A 26979-nucleotide genomic window follows, 5' to 3' on the forward strand; every position below is an offset into this window, starting at 1 on the left:
GTGTTCGAAACGGATACAGGGTGCATAAGAAGTAGTTTGTTTCTGATATGGCTTCGTGTGAAGGAGAAGCTATACAGCAAAGAATAAGGATTATTTAAAAAAATCATTTCTCCGCGCCTCTGCGCCTCCGCGTCCTCTGCGTTATATTCCGCCGTCCAGGAACAATTCCTGAACTGTAAGTATCTCTACACTGCCGATTTACTCTTCATCCAGCGAGTTGCGCCAGTAGTGGTCTTCGTGGTCGAACAGGCGGGTGTCTTCGGGCGGGCCCCAGCTGCCGGCGGGGTAGGTCTGAATGTATTCGCTTTCACTGTCCCAGGCCTTGACGACGGGATCGACGATTTCCCAGGCCAGTTGAATCTCGTCGTAACGCAAAAACAGGGAACGGTCGTTTTCGATGACATCCAGCAGCAGGGTTTCGTAGGCATCCAGTGAATAACTGTTGACGCCACAGTAGCTGGCATCCAGACGGGTTGTATGGGTCTGCATCTCCAGCCCCGGTTCCTTGACCTGCATTTCCATGCGCAGGCACTCCTGGGGCTGGATGCCCAGCAGGATCCAGTTGGGCTTGAGTTTTTCGATCTGGGTTTTGCGAAACAACTGTTGCGGCGGATGCTTGAAACGAATACTGATCATGGAACTGTTCTGGGCCAGCCGCTTGCCAGTGCGCAGATAGAACGGCACACCACGCCAGCGCCAGTTGTCGATATAGAGTTTGAGTGAGGCATAGGTTTCGGTCGTGCTGTTGGGCGGTACCCCGTCTTCCTCCACATAACCGGCCACGCTCTCATTGTCCAGCATGCCCCCAGTATATTGCGCGCGATAGGCGTGGGCATTGATGGCCCGTTTGGGGATCGGGCGAATGGATTTGAGTACCTTGGCCTTTTCATCACGCAGGGACTCGGCATCCAGGTTGGCGGGCGGCTCCATGGCCACCAGGGTGAGCATTTGCAACAGATGGCTCTGGATCATGTCGCGCATGGCACCGACCTGATCATAAAACGCCGCACGTCCGGCAATGCCCTGGGTTTCCGAGTGAGTGATCTGCACATGATCGATATAATTGCGGTTCCATAACGGCTCCAGCAGCAGATTGGCAAAGCGGAACACCAGGACATTCTGTACCATGCCCTTGCCGAGGTAATGGTCGATACGAAAGATCTGTTTTTCGTGAAAGCACTTTTGCAGGTTCTCATCCAGCACGGTCGCACTTTGCACGTCATAACCGAAGGGTTTTTCGATCACCAGCCGGCGCCAGCCCTGATCCTCGTTATTCAGCCCGGCTCCGGCGATCGCCTGGCTGACCCGGGAGTAGTAGGAGGGCGGGATCGCCATGTAAAAGACCAGATTGGCCGGAATTTGCGGACTGGATTCAAGATACGCTTTGAGATCCTGTAATGACTCGCTGCTGGTCATGTCGCCACTGAAAACATGCAGCCGCTCGATCAGCCGTTGCAGTACCTCGTTGTTGAGCCCGTCCCGGGCCCGCTCGCGCAGCAGCTCGGTAACCTCGTCATGCCATTGCGCTTCGGTTATTGCCTGGCGGGTAAAGCCGACAATACACATGTCGTTGGGCAGGCGGTTGGCCTCTTCCAGGTGATAGAGCGCGGGCAGCAATTTGGTGCGCGCCAGATTGCCGGTGGCGCCGAAGACGATAAAAGTACAGGGCTCTAGATCGATCATTCTGATTTCACCGCATGACCGCCAAAGGCCTCACGCATCTTGGCCAGAATCCGGTTGGCATAGGCGGTATCGTCCTGACTGGCAAAACGCATCTGCAACGCCAGAGCCAGTACCGGGGCGGCGGTGCCCTGATCGATGCTCTCCATGACGGTCCAGCGCCCTTCGCCAGAATCGGCGACATAGGGGCTGATATTCGCCAGCTGTTGATCCTGTTGCAGGAAACCGGCACTCAGATCCAGCAGCCAGCTGCGCACCACCGAGCCGTGACGCCACAGCTCGCTGATCTGGCCCAGATCCAGTTCGAACTCGCTTTTGCCCTGCAGCAGGGCAAAGCCCTCGGCATAGGCCTGCATCATGCCGTATTCGATCCCGTTGTGAATCATCTTGGTAAAATGGCCCGCTCCGGGGGGGCCGACATGGGCCCAGCCGGCATCGCGGGCCGGTGCCAGGGCCTGTAATACCGGGATCAACGGCTCGACATGGGCGCGCTCGCCACCGACCATCATGCAATAGCCTTCGTCCAGCCCCCAGACGCCGCCCGAGGTGCCGGCATCCACATAGCCGATCTGCTGTTCGGCCAGTGCCGCAGCGCGGCGCTGGCTGTCGTGGTAGTTGGCATTGCCGCCATCGACGACAATATCGCCCGGTTGCAACAGGCCGGGCAGGGTTTGCAGGGTCTGCTCGGTGATCTCGCCGGCCGGCAGCATCAGCCAGACGATACGCGGTGCCGGCAGCTGGGCGATGGCCGCTTCCAGACTTTCGGCGGGGATCAGGTTCTCCTCCTCCGCCAGCTGGTTGACGATATCGGGCGAGCGGTTATACCCGACCACCTCGATATCCTGACGCAACAGCCGCCGGGCCATGTTGGCCCCCATCTTGCCCAGACCAATCAGTGCAATACGCATGAGGATTCCCGTCCTTGTTCAATAGGTACTACCTAACTTAGCACAGCTGGGTCGAGAGTGAGAATCTCCCTGCGGCGGGTCACTTGTCCTGGGTTCTGGAATAAAACGCGGAGGTCGCAGAGCCGCAGAGAAAATTTTTAAAAATTGGCAGCAGGCAGATAGCAGATGGCAGTCAACAGCGGAAGGAAAGTTGTCCCGCGATTTAATAGACCGGGTAAGGTGCATGCTGGGTACGATCAACCCGCGCAGTAACGAGGAAGGAATAACAAGACATGCGGATAGACATTGTTATTCCGGCAGATAATGACATCAAGCAAGCAACAAATTATTTATTTGCATTCTCCGCGCCTCTGCGGCTCCGCGACCTCCGCGTTACTTTCCAGAGATTAAAAAAGAGGGATTACTTACAGCTCGATTTTCTCCTTGTAAGCGGGCAGGCGGGCGTTCCAGTCGTAGTGTTGCCGGAACTGCTCCTGCAGGATTTCGCGTTTGTCCTGCTCGCCGTGCACCAGATAGAGCCTGGGCCGGGGTTTGAAGTGGCCGGCCCATTCGAGCAGTTGTTGCTGGTCGGCGTGGGCGCTGAACCCGCCGAGGGTATGGACAGGGGCTTTTACATTGACTTCGCGACCGAACAATTTGAGCCGTTCTGTGCCGTCGACCAGGGCGCGGCCGGGCGTTCCGGCGGCCTGAAAGCCGACGATGATCAGATGCGTATTGTTTTTCCAGAGGTTGTTTTTCAGGTGATGGCTGATGCGCCCGCCGGTACACATGCCGCTGCCGGCGATGATGATCGCGCCGCCGTGGATGGTATTGATCTGCATCGACTCCTCGACCGTGCGGGTACAGCGCAGATTGGGTAGCCACTCCTCCCAGCGATGGTGGGCGGTATCGACCAAGGCCTGCGCGTCATCGTCGTTGAACAGGTGCAAATAACGAAAATAGAGTTCGCTGGCGGCAATGGCCATCGGGCTGTCGAGAAAAATCTGTTGCTGGGGCAGGCGTCCCTGGCGATAAAACTTGCCCAGCCAGAACAGGATCTCCTGGGTCCGTCCCACGGCGAAAGCGGGGATCAGGACATTGCCGCCGGCTTCGGCGGCGGCCTGCAGAGCCTGCTGAAATTCCTCCACTGTTTCCTCGTAACTGCGGTGGTTGCGATCCCCGTAAGTCGATTCAAGCAGCAGGGTGTCGGCCTGCTGCAGATATTCGGGATCCTGCAGCAACGGATGATGGATATTACCCAGATCGCCGGAGAAGACCAGTCGCCGGGTGGTGCCCGCATCCTCGACAGTGAGCTCCACAATAGCCGAGCCGAGGATATGGCCGGCGTCATGATACTGGAGCTGGACATCCGGGCTGATCGGGATGCGTTGCCGGTAGTCGAGGGTCTGGCGCAGTTGCAGGGTAGCTTCGACGTCCTGCTCGGTATACAGCGGCTCAAGCGGTGCCTTGCCCGCCTTGTGGCGCTGTTTGTTCTCCCACTCGGTGTCCTTCATCTGCAAAAAGGCGGCATCGTGGAGCATGATGTCAATGAGATCGTGGGTCGCGCGGGTCATATAAATGGGTCCCCGATACCCTTCTCTGACCAGCCGGGGCAACAACCCGCTGTGATCCAGATGGGCATGGGAGAGCACCACCGCATCGATCGCCTCCACGCGGAATTCAAAGGGCGCCTGATTGGCTTCGTCGGCCCCCCGGCCCTGATGCAGGCCACACTCCAGCAGGATGGTGCTTTTCGCGCTGCGCAGCAGATAGGCCGAGCCGGTGACTTCGCCGATGGCACCGAGAAATTGCAAACTTGCCATAAAAACAGCCTATCATATTGATTAAAAAAGATAAAAAATAATAATCAGTGATCTGCCGACACTGTTCACAGCGCCTGGGTCAACTATACTTGATTGTAATAGACAGGTTCTTCTCCCTGCTCGGGTTGATGCCCGGCCAACCCTCGAATCCCGAGGAAGGAGGTGCGCAATGAGAAGGCGGTTATATTTCATTCTCCCCGACGTCAAGTCGGCCCAGACGGTCCATAACGAGTTGTTGTTGTCGAAAATCGAGGAACGCCATATTCATGTGCTGGCGCGCGAGGATGTGGATCTGGCCGATTTGCCCGAGGCCTCCCTGTTGCAAAAGAGCGATCTGGTCCACGGTGCCCAGTTGGGGGCGATTATCGGTGCCTTTGCCGGCGTGCTGCTCGGCACACTGGCGGTGATGCTGGGCTATATCGTCTCCGGTCTGGAGGTCTGGTCGGTCGGCTCGATTACTGTTGGCGGCGCGCTGATTGGTCTGTTTGCCTCCACCATGGTGGCCGTGAATATCCCCAACACCCGGCTGAAGGCGTTTTCCAGCCAGCTTGAGCAGGGTCACTTGCTGATGATGGTGGATGTGCCGGTGGAACAGGTGGATGCCATTTCGGCGCGGGTCAAGGAACACCATCCTGAAGCCCAGGTCCGCGACGTGGAACCGACCATCCCGGCGTTTCCCTGAAGTGGGGGCCCGGTTTTCGTCGGGGGTCGATCCGGCTCCCGACGGTCTGTACGTAATCGGGATGCGGTTATCTGCCCTGAACCCTTGCAGGGCGCGCCGTGACGCGGTAAATTTCTCTGCGCAGGATTGCCTGGCCTATATATAAGGTGTTACAATCCGGCACGAATTTGGTGTTATTCAGGAAGTGGGCCTCGCGCCCACTTTTTGTTTACGGGTGTAACGAAAATGGGACAGGCAACAGACAAGCTGACCACGCTGATCGCCTCCGCCGTGCAGGCGCTGGATTACGAGCTGGTGGGGGTTGAGCATCAGACGCAGGGAAAACATTCCGTGGTCCGGGTTTTCATCGACTCGGAAGAGGGCGTTACCCTGGCCGACTGCGAACAGGTCAGTCACCAGATCAGCGGGGTGCTGGATGTCGAGGACCCGATCCGCGGCCGGTATAATCTCGAGGTTTCCTCACCGGGACTGGATCGCCCCCTGTTCACGCCGGAACATTACACCCGGTTTCTCGGTGAGAAGGTGAAGCTGCGGTTGCGTCACGCGGTTGAAGGGCGACGCAAGCTGGCCGGGCGTATCGATAAGGTGGAAGGCGAGGTTGTCCATATTACGGACGACGCCGGTCAGACATATGAGCTGACAATGGATGAAATTGAAAAGGCCAATCTGGTACCGGATTACGATGCGATTATTCACAGTCATTAATCGCCGGGCACAAAAGATTGACAATGAATTTGAACAGTTAAGCATGCATTTTGATTTGCTTCTAGAGGCTGGGTTATGAACAAAGAAATTCTGATGGTAGTTGATGCAGTGTCCAACGAAAAAGGTGTGGACAAAGACGTCATCTTTGAAGCCATCGAGGGCGCGCTGGCGACTGCCACCAAGAAGCGTTACAACACCGACGTTGATTTGCGCGTCAGTATCAATAAAACCAACGGTGATTATGAAACATTCCGGCGTTGGGAGGTGGTGGAAGACGATGCCATGGAGCATCCGGAGCGCGAGACGACATTGAGCGCCGCCCAGTATGAGAATCCGGATATCCAGACCGGTGAATTTATCGAGGAGCAGGTCGAGTCAATCGAATTCGGTCGTATCGCCGCCCAGACCGCCAAGCAGGTTATCGTGCAGAAAGTCCGTGAAGCCGAACGGGCGCAGGTCCTTGAGGAATACGAAGACAAAATCGGCCAGCTGGTGATGGGGGTCGTCAAACGGGTCGAAAGAGGAAATGTTTATCTCGATCTGGGTGGCAATGCCGATGCCATTATCCCGCGCGAAGACATGATCCCGCGTGAATCCGTCCGTCCGGGCGATCGTGTTCGGGGCTATCTCAAGGAGATTCGCCCCGATGCGCGCGGACCGCAGCTGTTCGTCAGTCGTACCGCTCCTGAGTTTTTGATTGAGCTGTTCAAGATTGAAGTCCCGGAGGTCGGTGAAGGACTGATAGACATCCTGGGTGCCTCGCGCGATCCCGGTTCGCGGGCCAAGATTGCGGTACGCAGCAATGATTCACGAATCGATCCGGTTGGCGCGTGTGTCGGTATGCGTGGCTCGCGGGTTCAGGCCGTTTCCAACGAACTGGCCGGCGAACGTATCGATATCGTCTTGTGGAACGAGAATCCCGCGCAATTTGTTATTAACGCCATGTCGCCGGCCGATGTGGAATCCATTGTGGTGGACGAAGATACCAATACCATGGATATCGCCGTTGCCGAGGAGCAGCTGTCCCAGGCAATCGGCCGGGGCGGTCAGAACGTCAAACTTGCCAGTGAATTGACGCGCTGGACATTGAATGTCATGTCCGTCGCCGATATGGAATCCAAAAGCGAAGAGGAGTCGGTACGCGTTCAGAAACAGTTCATGGAACTGCTGGATGTGGATGAAGAAGTGGCTTCCATTCTGGTACAGGAAGGCTTTACCACCATTGATGAAGTCGCCTACGTGCCCATGGATGAATTACTGGCAATCGAGGAGTTCGACGATTCAATCGTCGAAGAGCTGCGCGGCCGTGCCAAGGATGTATTGTTGACCCGCGCCATCAGCAGTGAGGAAACCGTTGATAGCACGGAACCGGCCGAAGATTTGCTGAATATGGAAGGCATGGATCAGAGTCTGGCCTACAAGCTGGCCGGCAAGGGGATCTGCAGCATGGAAGACCTGGCCGAGCAGTCAGTGGATGAACTGATGGAAGTTGATGAGATGGACGAAGAAAAAGCAGCGCAGTTAATTATGAAAGCGCGCGAACCCTGGTTTGCTGAAGAACAAAGTAACTGAGACAAACCGGAACGCTGAGGAGCAGGAGAGAGAGTATATGGCAGATGTAACCGTCCGACAGTTCGCAGAAGTAGTAGGCATATCGGTAGATCGGCTGCTGGATCAATTTAAAGAGGCAGGCCTTCCGGTATCCGATGCTGATGCGACGATTACGGATGCCGAAAAAATGGAACTGTTGTCCTTTTTGCGTAATAAACACGGCGCCGAAGGCGATGGCCTGAAAGAGCCGAAAAAAGTTACTTTAAATCGCAAATCCACCAGCGAACTTCGCCAAACCGGCGGACATAGCAAGGGCAAATCAGTCACTGTCGAAGTGCGCAAGAAGCGCACTTATGTCAAGCGCAGCACTGTGCTTGAGCAGGAGCAGGAAAAGGCCGAACAGGTTCTTGCGGAAAGAGCCAAGCTGGAAGATGAACGGCGTGAGGCCGAAGAGGCCGAAAAACAACGTGAAGCGGAGTTGCAGGCCAAACGCAGTGCCGAGGAAGAAGAGCGCAAGGCTCGTGAAGCCGAGGCTGAAGCGGAAGCCAGGCGCAAGGCGGATGAAGAGGCCGCACGTCTGCAGCAGGAAGAAATTGCCCGCAAACAGGCGGAAGAAAACAAGGAATCCAAACCGGGCGCGCGTCCGGCCAAGGCCAAAAAAGGCAAGGAGCGCACCCGCGAGGAAGAAGATCGGGCCACCCGCTACGGTCGTCAGGAATTGCATGTCACGGCCGACAAATCAGGCAAGCGTAAAAAGCGCTCCGGCGGCAAATCCCGGCCTTCGGCGACGCCGTCCGGGGAGCACGGTTTTCAACGCCCCAATGCCCCGATCGTGTATGAGGTAGCCGTGCCGGAAACCATTACGGTTTCCGAGCTGGCCCAGAAAATGTCGGTCAAGGCGGCTGAAGTGATCAAGGTCATCATGAATATGGGGACCATGGTCACGATCAACCAGGTCCTGGACCAGGATACCGCGGCCCTCGTGGTCGAGGAGATGGGTCACACTGCCAAACTGCTCAAGGCCGATGCGATCGAAGAGGATCTGGTGGTCGAGGACGAAGTCGGCGAAGCCGTTCATCGCGCGCCGGTGGTGACCATCATGGGCCATGTCGACCATGGTAAAACCTCGCTGCTGGATTACATTCGGCGCAGCAAGGTGGTCTCCGGCGAAGCGGGCGGGATTACCCAGCATATCGGCGCCTACCATGTGGAACAGGACAACGGCGATATCACCTTTCTTGATACCCCGGGCCATGCGGCGTTTACCGCCATGCGCGCCCGTGGTGCCCAGGCGACGGACATCGTTATTCTGGTGGTTGCCGCCGATGACGGCGTGATGCCGCAGACCAAAGAAGCAGTGCAGCATGCCAAGGCGGCCGGGGTGCCGTTGATCGTGGCGGTTAACAAGATGGACAAACCCGAGGCCAATCCCGACCAGGTCAAGAATGAACTGGCTCAGCTGGACGTGATCCCCGAGGATTGGGGTGGCGACACCATGTTTGTACATGTGTCGGCGCAAACCGGCGAGGGTATCGAAAGCCTGCTGGAAGCGATTCTGCTGGTCTCCGAAGTATTGGAACTCAAATCAACCCGCGAGGGGAATGCGCAAGGGGTGATCGTTGAGTCCCGCCTCGACAAGGGGCGGGGTCCCATTGCCACCGTACTGGTACAAAAGGGAACGCTGCGTAAAGGCGATATCCTGCTGGCCGGTCTGGAATACGGCCGTGTGCGGGCGATGCTCAACGAAAAGGCCGAACAGGTGGAAGAGGCGGGTCCCTCGATTCCGGTCGAGGTTCTCGGTCTCTCCGGTACGCCCAATGCCGGCGATGAAGCGGTTGTGGTGCCCAATGAACGCAAGGCGCGTGAAGTGGCCATGTATCGCCAGGGCAAGTTCCGGGATGTCAAACTGGCCCGTCAACAGGCGGCCAAGCTGGAAAACATGTTCTCGCAGATGGAAGAGGGCGAGGTTGGCGTTGTCAACGTCGTGCTCAAGGGCGATGTGCAGGGTTCGGTCGAAGCCATTACCGACGCGCTGGAAAAACTGTCCACCGAGGAGGTCAAGGTCAAGATCGTCGCCAGCGGCGTGGGTGGTATCACCGAGTCCGATGTCAATCTGGCAGTGGCTTCCAGCGCCATCCTGATCGGCTTTAATGTCCGTGCCGACGCGGTTGCCAAGCGCTTGATCGATGAAGAAGATGTCGATCTGCACTACTACAGTGTCATTTATGATCTCATCGACGAGGTCAAGGCGGCCATGAGCGGTATGCTCTCGCCCGAAACCAAAGAAGAGATCATCGGGCTGGCCGAAGTGCGCGATGTGTTCCGTTCGCCCAAGCTTGGCGCCATCGCCGGCTGTATGGTGACCGAGGGTGTGGTCAAGCGACACAGTCCGATCCGTGTCCTGCGTGACAACGTGGTGATTTATGAAGGTGAGCTTGAGTCGCTGCGACGTTACAAGGATGACGTTAACGAAGTGAAACAGGGTATGGAGTGCGGTATCGGCGTCAAGAACTATAACGACGTCAAAACCGGCGATCAGATCGAGGTCTACGAACGGACCCAGGTCGCCCGCAAGCTTTAATCAGCCGCCAACCCGATACCCGGAGATAAACGCTTCATGGCAGACTTCAGCCGTACCCGGCGCATCGGTGAACAGATGCAGCGCGAGCTGGCAACCTTGATCCAGCATCAGATCAAGGATCCGCGCCTCGGCATGGTGACCGTCTCGGCGGTCGAGGTCGCCCGGGATCTGTCGCACGCCAAGGTCTTTATTACCGTCTTTGACGATAAACAGGATATTGCCGCCAGCCTGGAGATTCTCAACCGGGCCAGCGGTTTCTTGCGTCACGAACTGGCCCGCTCCATGACCCTGCGTACGGTACCGGTGTTGCGTTTTGTGTATGACGAATCCATGGCACGGGGCAATGAGCTGTCGCGCTTGATCGATGAAGCCGTCAAATCCGACAAACAACGCGACGAGTGAGGTAGTACGTGGCAAGACGTCGTCCCCAGGGCCGTTCCGTCAACGGCATTTTGTTACTTGATAAGCCGGTCGGCCTGACCTCCAACGCCGCGCTGCAACAGGTCAAGCGGCTGTTCAAGGCCGCCAAGGCCGGTCACACCGGCAACCTGGATCCGCTGGCCAGTGGCCTGCTGCCGCTCTGTTTCGGCGAGGCAACCAAGTTTTCCGCCTTTTTGCTGGATTCCGACAAACATTATATCGGGACCTGCAAACTGGGGGTGACCACCACCAGTGCCGACGCCGAAGGCGAAGTACTGGAGCGCAACCCGGTCGGGAATTACAGCCGGGCCGAGGTCGAGGCGGTCCTGGCCGGGTTTGTGGGGGAAATCGAACAGATACCGCCCATGCACTCGGCGATCAAGGTCAATGGCGAGCCGTTGTATAAACTGGCGCATCAGGGCAAGGAAATTGCCCGGGAACCGCGGCAAATCACCATTTACGCGCTGGAGCTGGTGAGTCAGGACGGCGATGAGCTGATCCTGGATGTGCGCTGTTCCAAGGGAACCTATATCCGTACTCTGGTTGAGGATATCGGCCGTCAACTGGGCTGCGGGGCCCATCTCTGCGCACTGCGACGTACCGGGGCCGGGCCGTTTTCCATCGACCAGGCGGTGCCGCTGAGCGAGCTGGAACACCGGGCGGAGTCCGGCCTGGCGGCGCTCGATCAGGCGCTGTTGCCGGTCGAGGCGGCGCTGGGCGAGTGGCCGGAACTGGTGTTGACCGACAATACCGCTTATTACCTGCGTCAGGGGCAGGCGGTCCAGATTCCCCAGGCGCCAACCAGCGGCCTGGTGCGGCTGGTCGTCGGGGATGGTTCCCGGTTTATCGGTGTCGGCCGGATTCTGGCCGATGGCCGGGTTGCACCGCAGCGGCTGGTCAGCCATGGCGGTTGAGCTGTTTAACGGTTTTTTTTAAAAGTGCGCTAAATTAAAAAAGCGGGCATTTTTGTCCGCGAATACTTGTACAACTGACCGGGGCGCGGGTAGAATACGCGCTCTGATTTTTAGGCAAAATGATTGTATAACAGGAGCTTGCGAATGGCCTTAAGTGCCGAACATAAGTCCACGATTGTGAACGAATATGCCCGTTCTACCGGTGATACCGGTTCTGCGGAAGTCCAGGTTGCCTTGCTGACGGCGCGGATTACCGAGCTGTCCGACCACTTCAAGACCCACAAGCAGGATCACCATTCCCGTCAGGGGCTGCTGCGCATGGTCAGCAAGCGGCGCAAGCTGCTGGACTATCTGAAGAACAAGGATCTGGAACGTTATCGTCAGCTGATTTCGAATCTGGGTCTGCGCAAGTAATCACGCCGGTAGAAGGACTATTCATGGCAGTTATTAAAAAAGAATTCAAATACGGTGATCACAGCGTAATCCTGGAAACCGGCGAGATTGCCCGCCAGGCGACCGGTGCCGTCAAGATCAGTATGGGCGAGACCGTGGTCCTGGTGACCGTGGTGGCCGAAAAAGAGGCCGTTGAAGGGCGGGACTTCTTCCCTCTCACGGTCAATTATCAGGAAAAGACCTACGCCGTGGGCAGAATACCGGGCGGCTTCCTCAAACGAGAGGGACGACCGTCGGAAGCCGAGACCCTCACCTGCCGCCTCATCGATCGCCCCATTCGCCCTCTCTTTCCCAAAGGTTTTGCCAACGAAGTCCAGGTTATTGCCACGGTCCTCTCCCTGGATCCGGATGCCGCTCCCGATATCGTCTCCCTGCTGGGCACCTCGGCCGCGCTGGCCATCTCCGGCGTCCCGTTCAATGGTCCGATCGGCGCCGCCCGGGTGGGTTACCAGGACGGCAACTACTTGCTGAATCCGGGCAGCGAGGCGCTGGAAACGTCCGAGCTGGATCTGGTTGTCGCCGGCACTGAAAACGCCGTGCTGATGGTCGAATCCGAAGCCAAACTGCTCAGCGAAGAGGTGATGCTGGGGGCCGTGATGTACGGTCATGAACAGATGCAGACCGCAATCCAGGCGATCAAGGAATTTGCCGCTGAAGTGGGCACCCCCGCCTGGGACTGGCAGCCGCCGGCCGTGGATGAAGCACTGCACAAAGCGGTCGCCGACGCGGGCGAAGCCCAATTCAACGAAGCCTATACCATCAAGGAAAAGATGCCGCGTTACACCCGGCTGGGCGAGATTCGTAACGAAATTCTCGAAAAACTGGTCTCCGACGAAGAGGGCGGTTACAGCGAATCGGACGTCCAGGGCGCCATCGGCAAGCTGGAGAAGAAAGTCGTCCGCAGCCGGATTATCAATGGCGAGCCGCGGATCGACGGGCGCGATACCCGTACCGTGCGCGATATCACCGTGAAAACCGGCGTGTTGCCGCGCACCCACGGTTCGGCCCTGTTTACCCGCGGCGAGACCCAGGCACTGGTAGTGACCACGCTGGGGACCGATCGCGACTCCCAGGTCGTCGACGCGCTGGAAGGCACCTACCGCGAGCCGTTCATGTTGCAATACAACTTCCCGCCTTATTGCGTGGGTGAAACCGGCCGTACCGGGAACCCGGGACGGCGCGAAGTCGGCCACGGCCGCCTCGCCAAGCGGGGGGTTATTGGGGTCATGCCGGATATGGAAGAGTATCCCTATTCCCTGCGCGTGGTCTCCGAAATTACTGAATCCAACGGTTCCAGCTCCATGGCCTCCGTGTGCGGGTCCAGCCTCTCCATGATGGATGCCGGCGTGCCGCTCAAGGCGCCGGTGGCCGGTATCGCCATGGGCCTGATCAAGGAAGAGAACAAATTCGCCGTGCTGACCGATATTCTGGGTGACGAGGATCACCTGGGTGACATGGACTTCAAGGTCGCCGGCAGCGAAGGCGGTGTCACTGCCCTGCAGATGGACATCAAGATCGACGGCATCACCCGTGAAATCATGGAAGCCGCGCTGGAGCAGGCCAAAGAAGGCCGTCTGCACATCCTGGGCAAGATGAATGCCGTGCTCGACAAGCCGCGTGAGGAGCTCTCCAGCTATGCGCCGCGCTTTATCACCATGAAGATCAACCCGGACAAGATCCGCGACGTGATCGGCAAGGGCGGCGCGACCATTCGGGCGATTACCGAGGAGACCGGCACCAGCATCGACATCACCGATGACGGGGTGGTCAAAATCGCCTCCAACGACCAGGTGGCCGCCGAAGAGGCCCGCCGCCAGGTCGAGCAGCTGACCGCCGATGTCGAAGTGGGCAAGGTCTACGAAGGCAAGGTAGCCAAGCTGATGGACTTCGGCGCCTTCGTCACCATCCTGCCCGGCAAGGACGGTCTGGTCCACGTCTCGCAGATCTGCGAGGAACGGGTCGAGAACGTCAGCGACAAGCTCAAGGAAGGCGAGCTGGTCAAGGTCAAGGTCCTGGAAATCGACAAACAGGGCCGCATCCGCCTGAGCATGAAAGCCGTCGGCCAGTAAGGGCGACCGGCACTTGCGAAAAAAGGGCCTTCGGGCCCTTTTTTTGTGCCAATACTCTGTTGCACTGGAGTAAACGCGGAGGTCGCGGCGTCACAGAGGCCGGAGAATAATTAAACAATCAAACACCCGGGCCCGATAATATACTTATCTTTCTCTGCGTCTTTCCTGTCGCTGTCGGGCCCGTAGCTTTCGGGTTAAACGGCCGGCGGTTCGGCTTTATCCTGGCTGATTAAACTGTGCAAAGTGGTCTGTGACAGTTGTTGCTCGGCAGCCTGTTGATAATCGTCAAACACGCGGTCAACCTGGGGATCCGGCGGTAAACGACCGAGATTGATTATCAAGTTCTCATCCGCCTCACGGATCGACCCGATGATGGCCTGCAGATCGATCTGCTTCGGTGGCCGTCCAGGCACGTACCGGGGCGGATCGTGTTCGGTACGAATCAGGAGCTGTGACTCCACCAGTCTGTCCATAATCGGCTGCAGACTTTGTTCAACGATATTCAGGCTTTTTGCCAGCTCCGGCAACGTCCACTCCAGTTGTTGCTGGTAATAGCGGCGGCCAATTGCGACCATGGTGGTCAGGGCCAGCTTCTCCTTGAGGCGGTTACTCAGTCGCAATTGAACGGATTCCCGCCAACGACGTTCCGGGTATTGGTAGTAAAAGGCGATACTGGCACCGACCAAAAGTATCAACCAACTGATATACAGCCAGATAATAAATAAAAACAGCGTGGCGAACGCGGAGTAAATGGCAATGGCGCTGGGAGAGGAAGAGACCAGTTCGGCGAAGCCCCAGCCGACCGTCTGCCACAGAAAACCTGCCACGCTGGCTCCGACCAGTGCCGAGCGGACTCGCACCCGGGTGTTGGGTACCAGAACATAGATAAAGGTAAAGGCGAGAATGACCAGCAGGTAGGGCAATAGCTGATTGAAGCTTTTTAACAACCAGCCGATAAATGCCGCTTGTTCGAGGTTGGTGTATAACGTGCTACTGCTAACGGTAGCGGTCAGGGTGATGGCGGCGAACATCAGTAATGGTCCGATCAGAATGACACTGAAGTAATCACTGAAACGTCGGGCCATGGAACGACTTTCACTCACCTGCCAGGTGTAGTTAAAGGAGCGTTCAACTTTCTGGGTTAGTGAAATGACAGTATATAGCAGCAGGACCAGCCCGACCGAGCCCAGCACGCCTGCCTTGACGTTCTCCACAAAGCCGATAATCTGGTCCGTTACTTCAGCGCCGCGCTCACCCAGCGGCGAGAGCATGTTCAGAAGAATGGGTTCGAGTTGATTATGAACGCCGAAGCCCTTGAGCACCGAAAAACTGACCGCCAGCAGCGGGACCAGGGCCAGCAAGGTTGTGTAGACCAGGCTCATGGCGCGCAGATTGAGTTCACCGGCGAGCAGATCCCGGACAATCAGATAGGTGATCCGCAGTGCGCCGATACCGCGTCGAGGCCAGGGGGAGAGGCTTTGCGGATCAATCTCCCAGAGCGTATTGAACAGATATTCCTGTACCTGATTGAGTAATTTCATTGAAGCCCGCTTGTAGCCTGATAACGGGCTCTGACCAGATAGCCGCTGTCCACGCCAAACCAGAAGACATCCCCGTCGGGGTGATAATACATGTGCCGGATCGAGCCACCGCTGGGTACAGTACTGGCACTGACCGGTTTTTCTTTGCGGGTGTCGAAACCGACTATCCGGTTGGGGTACTCACCGGTTAACGCGATCCAGATCCGCCCCTGCGCATCGAGTGCCGTACCGTAAGGCTGGCTTGCTTCCTCGCCCGGCATCAGCCACTCGTCAAATGCCTGTTGTTCGGGCTGATAGCGGCCGAGGTAGCCGCTGCGATAATCGGCAAACCAGATAGCGCCATCGCTGGTGATTTCAAGGCGCCGGGGGCGAACACTTTCACGGGGGATCGTGATCTCCTTCAGGGTAAAGTCATCCGGCTCGACCGTGGCCAGCTTGTTGGTTCCCAGCAGCACAATCCAGGGACGATTATGCTGATCGACCTTGATCCCATAAGGGCGGGCACGCGGGGTGTCGACCTTGATGTATCGTACCTTGCCGCTGCGGGTATTGAGATGGCCGATGATGTTACTGTGCTGCGCGGTAAACCAGATATTGCCCTGCTTGTTGAATACCAGTGTATGCGGATCATCAATCGCTTCAGGCATGGGAAAGCGGGTGATATCGCCGCTGTCGGGATCGAGTTTGCCGATCATGGCGTTACGGTTACCGGCATACCAGATAAAGCCGTCGCTATCGACGATCAGATTGTGGGGGTGGGTCCCGTCATGGATCTCGAAACGCTCGAAGCTTTCCGTTTCGGGATCAAAGCGTCCGATGTAATTGCCATCCTGACCGCAGAACCAGACCTGGCCGTTCGGGGCCACGTAGGGATCCCGAGGCCTTCCGCCCCAGGGGACTTCCCATTCACTGAGGCTCAGTTTATCCGGCAGGGCGGTATCCGCTGTCGCGGGCGGGCTGATCAGGAGCAGAAACGAGAGACAGGTTAATAGAATCGATCGCCGTGCGTGCATCGGGTACCCCATGAACTGGATGATCTAAGGCTAGTCTATTCGACAAGCTTTGTCATGAACGCATCTTCCCGGAGACTGCCCGGATCGGCACATTGCCTTCCGGGCAGTTTGAGTCGCTATTTATTCGCGCGATTCTCGATCAGATCGTCCACCACGGCTGGATCGGCCAGGGTGGACGTATCGCCCAGGTTATCCAGATCGTTTTCGGCAATCTTGCGCAGAATCCGGCGCATGATTTTGCCGGAGCGGGTCTTGGGCAGTCCCGGTGCCCACTGGATGATGTCGGGTTTGGCAATGGGGCCGATCTCCTGGCGTACCAGATCCAGCAGTTCGGCCTTCAGTTCATCGCTGGGTTCCACGCCCTTGACGGTAGTGACATAGGCATAGATCCCCTGGCCCTTGATGTCATGGGGATAGCCGACGACCGCGGCCTCGGCGACTTTCTCGTGCAAGACCAGCGCCGATTCCACTTCGGCGGTTCCCATGCGATGGCCGGAGATATTGAGTACATCGTCCATGCGCCCGGTGATCCAGTAATAGCCGTCGGCATCGCGCCGGGCGCCGTCACCGCTGAAGTAGTAACCGGGATAAGTCTTGAAATAGGTCTCCACGAAACGTTGATGATCGCCGTAGACCGTGCGCATCTGTCCGGGCCACGGTCGGGTGATCACCAGGGCCCCTGTAGCTTCGCCGTCGCCCTCGACCAGTTTGTTGGTCTCGGTATCGATGATGCCGGGTTTGACGCCGAAGAAGGGGCGGGTGGCGGAGCCGGGTTTGAGCGGGGTGGCTCCGGGCAGCGGGGTAATCATGTGCCCCCCGGTTTCCGTTTGCCACCAGGTATCGACGATCGGGCAGCGGCCATCGCCGACGACGTTGTAGTACCACTCCCAGGCTTCCGGGTTGATGGGTTCGCCCACGGTGCCCAGTAGGCGCAGGGAGTCACGAGAGGTCTTTTTGACCGGTTCGTCGCCTTCGCGCATCAGGGCGCGGATGGCGGTCGGAGCGGTATAAAACACGCTCACCTTGTGTTTGTCGATCACCTGCCAGAAGCGGGAGGCATCGGGATAGGTGGGCACGCCCTCGAAAGAGAGGGTGGTGGTGCCGTTGGCCAGCGGGCCGTATACAAGGTAACTGTGGCCGGTGACCCAGCCGACATCGGCCGAGCACCAGTAGATATCGCCTTCGTGCAGATCGAAGGTGTATTGGGTGGTGATGGCGGCATACAGCAGATAGCCGCCGGTGGTGTGCAACACCCCCTTGGGTTTGCCGGTGGAGCCGGAGGTATAGAGAATGAACAGCGGATCCTCGGCATCCATCTCCTCGGGCGGGCAGTCGGCGGAGGCGTTGGCCACCGCTTCGTGGTACCAGATGTCCCGCTTCTCGTGCCACTGTGTCTTGCCGCCGGTACGCTGTACAGTCAGTACCGTGTGCACGTTGGGGCACGCTTCCAGCGCCTTGTCGGTATTCGCCTTGAGCGGCACATGCTTGCCGCCGCGCACGCCTTCGTCGGCCGTAATCACCACCCGGCAGTCCGAGTCCAGAATCCGATCCTTGAGCGATTCGGGGGAGAAGCCGCCGAACACGACAGAGTGGACTGCACCGATACGGGCACAGGCCAGCATCGCATAGCAGGCCTCGGGAATCATGGGCATGTAGATACAAACCCGATCGCCTTTGTTGATACCGCGCTCTTTCAGTACGTTGGCGAGTTTTGAGACCTGTTCGTGCAGTTCCCGATAGGTGATGTGTTTGGCATCATTCGGATCGTCGCCTTCCCAGATGATTGCGGTCTGATCACCACGTTGCTCAAGATGCCGATCGATACAGTTGTAGGCGACGTTCAGTTTGCCGCCTTCAAACCATTTGATATACAGGTTGTCGGCGTCATAACTCCAGTCCAGTACCCTGTCCCAGGGTTTGTACCAGCTGAGAAACTTTTCCGCCTGTTCCGCCCAAAAGCCTTCCGGATCGTCAATGGAACGTTGATACATGGCCTGGTAATCGGCCTCGCTGATGTTGGCCCGAGCGGCGAAATCAGCGGGAATGTCATATATCTTCTCTTGGGACATGGCGTGACTCCTGATAATTGTTATTCGAACTAAAGTCGGTTGTCTTATATTCCCGGGGGTGGCTGGTAGGTATTGTCTTTCGACCGCCTGGTGCTGGTTCCGTCCACCGGGCAGTGGCCGCTGGCGCAGCCCAGATGGCGCTGAATGAAAAAGAAGCCAATCAACAATACCGGGAAAGCCGCCACGCCCAGCCAGCGGGCGCCGCCGGTGAAATTGTGCGGCTCCAGCAGCCAGATGACGAAATTCTCGCCAGCCATATAGAACACGATGGCGTACAGCACCCAGCCGATACGACGGCTCAGGGGATGGTGTAACAGGGTCTCGGCAAGTGACGTTGTCATGCACTCTTTTTAACAGGACTGATGCGGCGCTTCAAGCATTTCGGTTCCGCACCGGGCCGATCACTCGTCGTTAACCTGCTGATTGATAAGCGATTTTACCGGCGATTTGGGATCGACCAGGCGCCCGGCCAGCACCTCGAAAATGCCGGCGGCGGTACGCGCGTCGCCCCGGGCCGTATGCCGTTGCCGGACCTCGATATGGCAGGCCCGCGCCACCTGTTCCAGTTCGTAGTGGCCCAGGCGCCCGCTCCAGGCCTGGAACATCAGCATGGTATCCAGGGTGGGGTGGCGGAGCTTGCACCCCAGCCATGCGTGCAGCGTGCGGTTGAGAAAGCGCAGGTCGAATTGCAAATGATGTCCCACCAGCACACTGTCCTGCAGGAACTCGATAATCTCGGGCAGGGCCTGCCGGAGAGTGGGGGCATTTTTGACATCCGTGTCACTGATACCGTGAATCCGCTGCGATTCATCCGGAATCGGACGTTGCGGATTGATCAGCTGATAATACTCCCGGCCGGTGGGCCGCAAGCCGTCATATTCGAGCAGGGCGATGGAGACAATTTCATCCCCGGCATAGGCATGAAAGCCGGTGGTTTCCGTATCCATCACTATAAACCGGCACTGGTTGACGGGGGTATTCAGCAGCGAACGGCGGGTGGTGAGACGACAGGCGTCCCACAGTCGACGCAAACGGGGATCGGCCGGCGGGCCACGCTGGTCGAAGAGTTTGCGATACAGGCTCTGCAGTAGCGAGGGCGTGGCCATGTCTAGAACGCGGCACGCCCGAACTGACCCTGCAGGCGGTCCTGCAGGCGTTTGATGGCGCGCATGGACATGCGCAGCATGGAGCGCACCTGGTCGGTGAGTTGCTCGGGGTAAATGCGTTTATCCAGCGGCTGCTGCGTTCGTTTCTGCCGGATCTGGTTTTGCAGAATCATGTCCAGCAGCTCCTCGTAAGCGAAGCTGACGGCATCCACCAGATCGGCACTGAGCACGCCGCGGTGTACCAGCGCCTTGAGCCGATCGAGGGTATTGCATTGCGTGATCCCGTTGGCCAGGGCATAGACCCGGGCGGCATCGGCGATGATCCGCAGGCCGTTGCGTTTGATATCGATACTGCCCCTGTCCTGCTCCGTGTCCGAGGTTACCAGGCGGTTGAACAGTCCGATGGCGGGCTTGCCTTCGGCATCGTGTTCGACCATGTAATCCAGCAATCGGGTATTGTCCTGTAGCGCATTTAACAGATGACTGCGCAGGGTATAGGTGAGGCTGTCATCGCCGTACAGGGTGTCAAAATCAAATACGATATTGGACCAGACGGCGCCCTTGAGATTGGGTTTGTTAACCAGATGGGTGAATTGCTGTTGCCACTGGGAAAGCGTTTTGCGAAACATCGGGTTGCGCGCCATGATATCGCCGGGACAGAGAATGTAGCCGGCCTGATCCAGGTTGGGATTGAGCTTTTCGGCGAAGTGTTCAAACCATTTGAGCGTCGCGGCATCGGGTGTCCCATCCCGATCGTCGATGATCAGGCCATTGTCCTGATCCGGATTGAGCAGCATCTCCTGCCGGCCGCCGGAACCCATAATCAGCAGGGCATACCGACACGGCGGTGGACCGTGTTCGCTCGCCATCTCGTCCAGGGTCAGTTCCACGACCCGCCGTTGCAGGCGTAGATGGGCATGACTTAACAGGCGCACGGCCTGGCTGGCGTAACGGTTGGTCTGCTGACACTGGCTGGCGTATTGATACAGATTGTCATAGTGCTGGCGGCATTCATCCAGTGTCCGGGATTGATCAATGCGCTCGAGCAGACTGTTGTCTGCGTTGATCAGCGAACGCAGCAGATCGGTCTGGGAGACCAGACCGACCGGGCGCGTCTCTTCGGTCACGATCAAATACTTGGTGTTGTAACTCGAGAGCAGATCATGGGCCTGCCAGACAGGTGCCGTGGCGGCAATGGTGCGCGGGGTATCGCAGGCGGCCTTGTCCAGCGGGTGCCCGGGACCGGCGCCTTTCAGCGCGAGGGCCTCGGCCAGGCCGGCATAGGTCAGTACACCGAACAGCTCGTCATTGTTGTCCAGCACGCCCAGACTGCCGATTTTGCGCTCCTGCATGACGAGAAAGGCTTCGCGCAGGCTCAGGCCGGTGTGACAGGTCGACAGCGGAGATTTCATGATGGTTCGCACCGGTTGGGCGAGCGGCCCCTGTTCGACCTGAGTACGCCAGGAACGCGTCCGAATGCGCTCGGCAATAGTCCGGCTGATCAGATCGGCAATGGCCGGGTGGCTGCTTTCCAGTTGCTTCAGAGCCGCATCCGGAATCTCCAGCAATTCCACCGGGGTGAGAGCGGTGGCGGTGGAGTGATAGGGGCTTTTGTCGAGGTAGTTGGAAAGACCGAGCAATTCGCCGGGGGCGGCTTCAAATTGCAGGCCATCCTGACGACGAATTTCGATCTGCCCCTCGATCAGCAAATAGAGTCTGCCCGGATAGTTATCGCCTTCCCGGAACAGGGTTGTGTCACCCTCGAGCCGGTACCGGTTGCCAATGGCTTGCAGGGCGGCCCGGTCCGCGTCGGGCAAATCGCGCAGCAATGGCAATGTACTCAGTTGTGTTTTTGCCGGATCGCCCATGCAGTCCATCACCGATCATTTTAACCGAATATACTATACTCACGGGACATGACCAAACCTGCGCCACAGGTACCCGCATGTTTCTTTTCCCCGACAAACCGCTTCCACCGGATCGGCAGGTGCTGCTGGACGCCGTCGGGATGCTGGATATCAGTGAATTCAGGCTGTTTGAACTGGCCTATTATGCCTGGTATGGCGAACATGCCCGCCCCGAAAAGCTGGACGAGGACTTTGCCCGTTATATGTTCCGCGAGGAAGTACCATTCTGGGTTCGGCATTACGCACGGGATGTGTTAAAAAAGGCGCAGCAGCAAACACCTGATGAGACCACGACGGAGACGATGTTGTCGCCGACCGCTCGATCCGGCTTGCGCCGCGGCCTGCGTCTGTTTTCAGGCCTGGTTTTGCTGCTGTTGTTTCTCATCGTCCTCGCCAGTCACTCCCCTGAATGGATGCTGTTCGGCGCGCAGTGCTACTTCCCGCCCTGTTATTAAGGCCTGTGCCTGTCGTGTGTGACAGGTGTTGATATCCCCGGTGAGAGACTGAATGCGGCGAAAAAAACTTTCCCGTGACTGAGTTGTTCGGCGTGTTCGGTGGTCCTGCTTCTGGTCGGAGCCCGAAAGAAAGGGCAGGGCGAGACGGCTGAGCTCACAGCACCACTGGACAGCAAACGCTATCATCACGGGCGGGAACGGTGTATTGTTGTATCTGCAGACTGATAATAATAAGTGTTCGGAGAAGTGTTTATGCTTGACTGGTTCTTTGTCCTGATTACCGGATTGATTGCCTATCACGGCCTGACTTACCGGGATGAAAGCGGGGAGACGGAGATCGGCCATCTGCTGTTCGGCTCCATCGCCCTGCTGTTCTGCATCCGGGTATTACTGGTCGATATTATCGGCGTTGTCTGAGCCTTACATCTTGTAACTGCGCTGCTGTTCATCCTTTTCGGGATCACGCAACTTGCGCTCTTCTTCCGGTAGTGCCAGCTGTTCTTTCAGATAGCGGACCCGATCATCGATGGTCGGTGGTTTCTCCGGCTGCAGCCTTAAAAAACGGGTGATCCAGTTTGGCCCTTCCGCCAGTTCCGGCATCAGTTCAAGGGCCTTTTCATAATCCTTGATCGCCTCTTCGAAGCGTCCCATCCGGTCATTGAGAATGCCGCGGTTGGCGTAGGTCGGGGCAAACTCGGGATCGCCTTCAATTGCCTGATTGAACAGCGAAAGTGCTCTATCGTAGCGTTCGATCTGCATCAGACTGCGCGCCTTGCCGCGCAGGGCCGGCAGCAACTCGCTGTTTTCCTCCAGGGCCTGATCATACACTTTAATGGCTTCCTCAAAGCGACCATCCTCGAAGTGGCGGTTGGCCGCCTCGTAGGCTTTCTGGCCGGGAACATGTTCCCGTGCCAGACCTTCATAGACCATCCAGCCCAGCCAGAGCAGTCCCAGGCCGATGGCGAGTGCCTTGAGTGTTCGATAGACCGGATCATCCATTGGCAGGCAGCCCCGTGATTTGCAGATTAAACAGGAAAGAAAATATCAGGCAGAGAAAAATGCTGAGAAAGCGGGCGCGATTGAGCTGCCCGTCGATCTCCGCCTGGGTTAATTCGGTTTTGGTCTTGCGTTGCAGGCGTCGTACGCTGAACACCCAGATCAGTTTGCTGACGGGGATAAACAGCAGCCCGGCAAGTACCAGTACTGAAATAATAAAATAAAGCATACGGTATCGTATTATAAAAATCGGGAAGGGGAAAGAAAAGGGAGGGCTAGAAAGCCCTCCCTTTATCCTTTACCTGTTATGAAGTTTACGGTTTATCCACATCCAGGTGAACATCGCCGATGTCTTCATGCAGGACTTCGACTTCCCGTTCGGGGACCGTCGACATTTCCATCTTGTAGGCCAGGAACCACATCATGAACACACCCAGTGCCCACCACAGCAGTTGCCAGGTCCAGATAGAGGGCATGCCAAACAGCCAGGTGCTGGGGTCATTCGGGTTGCCGAAGAGGGTGTTGCCGATGACCGCACCCGGACCGATACCGAAGAAGAACCACACCAGGGTGATGATCCAGGCGGTCGGGACCAGTTTCTTCTTCGCGGCCGGTACACTGGCATGGCTTCGCAAGAAGCTGTGGTAGGTCATCTTGTGGTCATGGTCCGCCTTGTTCTGGGTGAAGAAGGAGACGATGACGGCAATGCCCAGGTTGAAGATGATTCCCCAGCCGGCGGAGTGGATGGTCCACGGCCAGCGGCCCCAGGGCATCAGATCCGCGCCGATTTTCTCGGTCAGGGTCACGGCGATGAGACCGGCAATCAGGCCCAGCACGATACCCTGGCGGGTCAGCCACGGGAAGTAGCAAACCGCCATCAGCGCCGGCCACATCTGGAAGCCGTAGGCCACCGCCAGGCCGCCCAGTAACACCAGGGCGTCGGTCGCGGTGGTGGCGACCATCAGTGCGGCAAACACGATGATGGCGACGCCGATCCGGCCCCACAGTTTCTGCTGGACGTGAGTGGCCCGGGGCAGCACATAACGCTTGAGCAGATCCCGGGTCAGCATGCCGCCGGCGGTGGACATATAGGCCGCGCCGGTGGACTGCATGGCCGCCAGGGCACAGACCGCCAGCAGACCGGCAAACCAGGGCGTCGCTTCACCCAGCAGGTAAATATACTGGGGTACCAGCATGCCCTGTTTGCCTTCCGATTCCATCAGGTCCACGCCGTGCAGGCCTTCGGCCATGGCGTTATTGACCAGCTCCGGATGGGCCGCCAGGAAGGCCGTGTCGGCCCCCAGGAAGTGGCCCCCCAGCCCCTGAATGGCGGTGAAGACCATCAGGATGATCCCGATCCCGAAGGCCGAGGCCCACACCTGTTGCGGGGCGAACGGTTTCGGATTGTGGTTGGAGAAGGCCCACATGGAGAACGCCGGCGAGGACTGGATCCCCATCAGGGCGAACATGTAGGTCAGCACCATAATCGCGGTCCAGGCGCCGCCGACCGGATTTTCCACTCCGAGTCCGGAGACAAACTGGATCACGCCGGGAATCGCAATGTAGTGACTGTAGCCGGCCGGTGTCCGGTTCTCGTCGAACTGCGACAGGGCCGCGATACCATCGTTGAGCCGATCCCAGCCGCCGACATAATTGAGCGCAATAATACCAATGGCGACGATCCCCACTGCCAGCATGATGGCCTGCAGGGTATCCACATAGGCTACCGCGCGCAGCCCGCCGGAGGCGACGTAAATCAGTACCACCGCGGACAACAGCCACATGCCGACCTCAACCCCGAGCATGCCGTCAGTCAGCACGTTGAACAGGAAGCCGGACGCACGCAGCTGCAGCCCCAGGTAGGGGACCGAGAAGATCAGTGCGACCAGGACGACAAGCAGCCGGATTGAATCGGTCTTGAAATAGTTGGCGAACATCTCACCCGGCGTAACGAAGCCAAAGCGCTTGCCCAGGATCCATTGCCGCTTGAGGAACAGCACACCGGTGAAGGGAATGGTGATGGCATAGAACGAAGCATAGGCATACTGGAACCCGTCGCGATACAACAGTCCGGGGTGGCCCATGAATGTCCAGCCGGAGAAGGATGTTGCCGTTGCAGCCAGTACAAAAACCCACAACGAAATACTTCGTCCTGCGATGAAGTAGTCCGACGCGGTTTTGGCGGTCATTGCACCTCTGATACCCCAGAAAATGCAGTAACCCCAGTACAGTGCAACGAATATGAATAGCCAAATAGTTTTCGCCTCCATATTACGTTACCCCCTTGAGTGTTAGGTATAGTGGATTGTTGTTGTTGAAGGACCGTTGCAGTCCAGAATTTTGCGCTTTAACTATGCACTTCCCTGGGGCAAAAGTAAAAGCCATATTGCATGATTCAACATTAGCAGTTATTTCGCAATCCCCAAGTGCAATTCGCAGAATGGATGGTAATTTATAAAATTATAAAATTCTGATTTATTGTATGTGGCGTTGAACGGGTCGGGGCATCGCTGTGTACGGCACTGTCGCGGAAGCCGGCTTGACGTCCTGAAGTTTCGCGGAACAAGTATTGAATAACGATTCAGGCAGCGTGATGCCGGCGGGCCTTCCGCGCGCGTCAGCCAGAGAAGCGGAAGGGGTTGAGTGGTGTACGACGCCATATGGATGACGTCGCTCGACAATCTCGGGAACACGTTGTCGATGAGTTTCGTCGCAAGGTCACTGTCGAACCGACAGGGCGGTCTTCGCGGGCGTGTGTCCGGGGAAGGCCCGGAACCGATCTGATGAAAGAAGGTTCAGGTGATCGGGGTTCGTGACACCGGTTCAGGGCCAGGGCCTGCTCTATCAGTCCGGTAGCCGGATTGCCGGTTCAGCTGGCCGGGTTCTGACGGGGTTTGAACAGGGTTTGCCACCAGCGGCGCCGATTACCCGGCGGTGGCATGGCGGCCTTGAGATCAACCGGTTTGCTCAGCGACAGCACCCAGCCGGGCAGAGGCGGATTGGTACTGAAGCCGCAGGAAACGCCGAGGTTGTTGGGATCGTAGATTTTAATGAAGCTCGGATCGTCCCGCTTGTCGGCATAGACGATACCGCAGTAATCCTCGTCATGTTCGGTGCGTAACAATTTGTCGATTTCCGTGATGAAAGTATCGAGCTCGCGGGCATTGGCGGGTTGCTCCGGCGGGGGTTCGCCGACGGCATAGATATACCAGGCCTTCTCCTGCTCACGCAGTGTTTGCCAGAGCTGCTCCAGTTGCGGCCAGCGCAGCATGCTGGTGAAGCTGCCACGAAATTCTTCCAGGTAAGTGGGGGACTGTTGAGACATCATCTTGAACTTAGCGGCAGATTGAACACGGAGTTTAACATCTTGAATTTTTTTTATGCCAACTGTTGATAACGGGGCAGGGTGGAACAACGGTCTTTAGTTCCGCTTACCGGTCCCGGGAAGCGATTCACTCATACCAGCGCGTAAACTCATCGACCTCGAGACGTTCCAGCCGGTACTGATTGATCGGATGATCCGGATCGGCGTAGCCCAGGGCCATGCCGCAGACGACCTGTAAACCGGCCGGGAGATCGAGCTGCTGGCGGACGATGTCCGGGTATTCGGCCAGCGAGGCCTGGGGACAGGTGTCCAGGCCCAAACCTTTGGCGGCGATCATCACGTTCTGGATGAACATTCCCATATCCAGCCAGGATCCCTTTTCCAGCCGGGCATCGATCAGAAACAGCAGGCCGACGGGGGCATCGAAAAAACGGTAGTTGCGATACCAGGCGGCTTTCTGTTTGTCGTGATCCTCGCGGCCAATTTCCAGTGCCTGATACAGCGCCAGCCCGCAGGCTTTACGCCGTTCCTTGTAAGGCGAGACCCATTCGCGCGGGTAATACTGGTAATCGGGGGTCGCTTCCTGACCACGTTCGCGAGCATCGATGATAGCCCGGCCCAGGCGCTGTTTGGTTTTACCCTGTAACACGCAGACCTGCCAGGGCTGGGTATTGACGCCGGAAGGTGCCCAGCGCGCCGTTTCCAGAATCGCCTCGAGCGTTTCGCGTGCCACCGGTTTATCAACAAAGGCACGGGTCGAGCGCCTTTGGTGAATGGCTTCATAAACGGTCACAGACATGTC

24 protein-coding genes are annotated in these 26979 nt (G+C 57.7%); 10 read left to right on the forward strand and 14 right to left on the reverse strand.

Annotated features, from left to right (window positions below):
- Positions 1-198 precede the first annotated feature (198 nt).
- The 3 genes from zwf to EDC23_RS04650 form a co-directional block, all read right to left on the reverse strand.
- Positions 199-1683, reverse strand: coding sequence for a glucose-6-phosphate dehydrogenase (zwf, locus tag EDC23_RS04640; RefSeq protein WP_134081661.1), 1485 nt, complete (start codon positions 1681-1683; stop codon positions 199-201).
- On the reverse strand, positions 1680-2588 hold the full coding sequence (gene gnd, locus EDC23_RS04645) for a phosphogluconate dehydrogenase (NAD(+)-dependent, decarboxylating) (protein WP_134081663.1): 909 nt from the start codon (positions 2586-2588) through the stop codon (positions 1680-1682). Before gnd ends, zwf begins: the two co-directional genes overlap by 4 nt.
- 404 nt (positions 2589-2992) lie before the next feature.
- Positions 2993-4390 carry an MBL fold metallo-hydrolase RNA specificity domain-containing protein gene (locus EDC23_RS04650; protein ID WP_134081665.1) on the reverse strand — a complete coding sequence of 466 codons (1398 nt, stop codon included), beginning with the start codon at positions 4388-4390 and terminating at the stop codon, positions 2993-2995.
- A gap of 169 nt (positions 4391-4559) precedes the next feature.
- Between EDC23_RS04650 and EDC23_RS04655 the strand changes: the two genes are divergently transcribed.
- The 8 genes from EDC23_RS04655 (at position 4560) to pnp (ending at position 13765) form a co-directional block, all read left to right on the forward strand.
- The gene (locus EDC23_RS04655) at positions 4560-5072 is read left to right on the forward strand and encodes a DUF1269 domain-containing protein (RefSeq protein ID WP_134081667.1); all 513 of its coding nucleotides are present in this window, start codon (positions 4560-4562) and stop codon (positions 5070-5072) included.
- A gap of 225 nt (positions 5073-5297) precedes the next feature.
- Complete coding sequence (gene rimP, locus EDC23_RS04660; protein WP_134081669.1) at positions 5298-5777, forward strand: ribosome maturation factor RimP; 480 nt, start codon at positions 5298-5300, stop codon at positions 5775-5777.
- A gap of 75 nt (positions 5778-5852) precedes the next feature.
- The gene (gene nusA / locus EDC23_RS04665) at positions 5853-7349 is read left to right on the forward strand and encodes a transcription termination factor NusA (RefSeq protein ID WP_134081671.1); all 1497 of its coding nucleotides are present in this window, start codon (positions 5853-5855) and stop codon (positions 7347-7349) included.
- Between the two features lie 37 nt (positions 7350-7386).
- Positions 7387-9909, forward strand: a complete 2523-nt coding sequence (infB, locus tag EDC23_RS04670) for a translation initiation factor IF-2 (protein WP_134081673.1) — start codon at positions 7387-7389, stop codon at positions 9907-9909.
- 36 nt (positions 9910-9945) lie between these two features.
- A complete protein-coding gene (gene rbfA / locus EDC23_RS04675; RefSeq protein ID WP_134081675.1) occupies positions 9946-10311 on the forward strand; it encodes a 30S ribosome-binding factor RbfA in 366 nt (121 codons plus the stop codon).
- Positions 10312-10319: 8 nt separating this feature from the next.
- Positions 10320-11243 carry a tRNA pseudouridine(55) synthase TruB gene (gene truB, locus EDC23_RS04680; RefSeq protein ID WP_134081677.1) on the forward strand — a complete coding sequence of 308 codons (924 nt, stop codon included), beginning with the start codon at positions 10320-10322 and terminating at the stop codon, positions 11241-11243.
- A 144-nt stretch (positions 11244-11387) separates the two neighbouring features.
- Positions 11388-11657, forward strand: a complete 270-nt coding sequence (gene rpsO / locus EDC23_RS04685) for a 30S ribosomal protein S15 (protein ID WP_134081679.1) — start codon at positions 11388-11390, stop codon at positions 11655-11657.
- 23 nt (positions 11658-11680) lie between these two features.
- Entirely contained in the window at positions 11681-13765 is a 2085-nt protein-coding gene (gene pnp / locus EDC23_RS04690; protein WP_134081681.1) for a polyribonucleotide nucleotidyltransferase, read from the forward strand.
- A gap of 194 nt (positions 13766-13959) precedes the next feature.
- Here the strand turns inward: pnp and EDC23_RS04695 are convergent, their stop codons facing one another.
- From EDC23_RS04695 to EDC23_RS04720, 6 genes are all read right to left on the reverse strand, one after another.
- On the reverse strand, positions 13960-15306 hold the full coding sequence (locus EDC23_RS04695) for a YihY/virulence factor BrkB family protein (RefSeq protein WP_134081683.1): 1347 nt from the start codon (positions 15304-15306) through the stop codon (positions 13960-13962).
- Positions 15303-16319: a Vgb family protein gene (locus EDC23_RS04700; protein ID WP_134081685.1), complete on the reverse strand. Its 1017-nt coding sequence runs from the start codon at positions 16317-16319 to the stop codon at positions 15303-15305. The genes EDC23_RS04695 and EDC23_RS04700 overlap by 4 nt, the downstream gene beginning before the upstream one ends.
- A 116-nt stretch (positions 16320-16435) precedes the next feature.
- Complete coding sequence (gene acs, locus EDC23_RS04705) at positions 16436-18388, reverse strand: acetate--CoA ligase (RefSeq protein WP_134081687.1); 1953 nt, start codon at positions 18386-18388, stop codon at positions 16436-16438.
- 44 nt (positions 18389-18432) lie between these two features.
- Positions 18433-18729, reverse strand: a complete 297-nt coding sequence (locus EDC23_RS04710; protein ID WP_134081689.1) for a hypothetical protein — start codon at positions 18727-18729, stop codon at positions 18433-18435.
- A 60-nt stretch (positions 18730-18789) separates the two neighbouring features.
- Positions 18790-19494, reverse strand: a complete 705-nt coding sequence (locus EDC23_RS04715; protein WP_134081691.1) for a 3'-5' exonuclease — start codon at positions 19492-19494, stop codon at positions 18790-18792.
- Positions 19495-19496: 2 nt separating this feature from the next.
- Positions 19497-21371 (reverse strand): DUF294 nucleotidyltransferase-like domain-containing protein, encoded by a 1875-nt coding sequence (locus EDC23_RS04720; protein WP_134081693.1) that lies wholly within the window; start codon positions 21369-21371, stop codon positions 19497-19499.
- A gap of 68 nt (positions 21372-21439) precedes the next feature.
- Between EDC23_RS04720 and EDC23_RS04725 the strand changes: the two genes are divergently transcribed.
- Positions 21440-21856, forward strand: coding sequence for a hypothetical protein (locus tag EDC23_RS04725; protein WP_134081695.1), 417 nt, complete (start codon positions 21440-21442; stop codon positions 21854-21856).
- Positions 21857-22108: 252 nt separating this feature from the next.
- Entirely contained in the window at positions 22109-22273 is a 165-nt protein-coding gene (locus EDC23_RS14080) for a hypothetical protein (protein ID WP_166668769.1), read from the forward strand.
- Between the two features lie 3 nt (positions 22274-22276).
- Here the strand turns inward: EDC23_RS14080 and EDC23_RS04730 are convergent, their stop codons facing one another.
- From EDC23_RS04730 to EDC23_RS04750, 5 genes are all read right to left on the reverse strand, one after another.
- Positions 22277-22855: a tetratricopeptide repeat protein gene (locus tag EDC23_RS04730; protein WP_134081697.1), complete on the reverse strand. Its 579-nt coding sequence runs from the start codon at positions 22853-22855 to the stop codon at positions 22277-22279.
- Complete coding sequence (locus tag EDC23_RS04735; protein WP_134081699.1) at positions 22848-23081, reverse strand: hypothetical protein; 234 nt, start codon at positions 23079-23081, stop codon at positions 22848-22850. The genes EDC23_RS04730 and EDC23_RS04735 overlap by 8 nt, the downstream gene beginning before the upstream one ends.
- 85 nt (positions 23082-23166) lie before the next feature.
- Positions 23167-25041 carry a sodium:solute symporter family protein gene (locus EDC23_RS04740; RefSeq protein ID WP_243830716.1) on the reverse strand — a complete coding sequence of 625 codons (1875 nt, stop codon included), beginning with the start codon at positions 25039-25041 and terminating at the stop codon, positions 23167-23169.
- Between the two features lie 680 nt (positions 25042-25721).
- Positions 25722-26177: a hypothetical protein gene (locus EDC23_RS04745; protein WP_208321308.1), complete on the reverse strand. Its 456-nt coding sequence runs from the start codon at positions 26175-26177 to the stop codon at positions 25722-25724.
- A 127-nt stretch (positions 26178-26304) separates the two neighbouring features.
- Positions 26305-26976, reverse strand: coding sequence for a nitroreductase (locus tag EDC23_RS04750; RefSeq protein WP_208321280.1), 672 nt, complete (start codon positions 26974-26976; stop codon positions 26305-26307).
- Positions 26977-26979 lie beyond the last annotated feature (3 nt).

The sequence above is a fragment of the Thiohalophilus thiocyanatoxydans genome (genome assembly GCF_004366735.1).
GTDB lineage: Bacteria > Pseudomonadota > Gammaproteobacteria > UBA6429 > Thiohalophilaceae > Thiohalophilus > Thiohalophilus thiocyanatoxydans.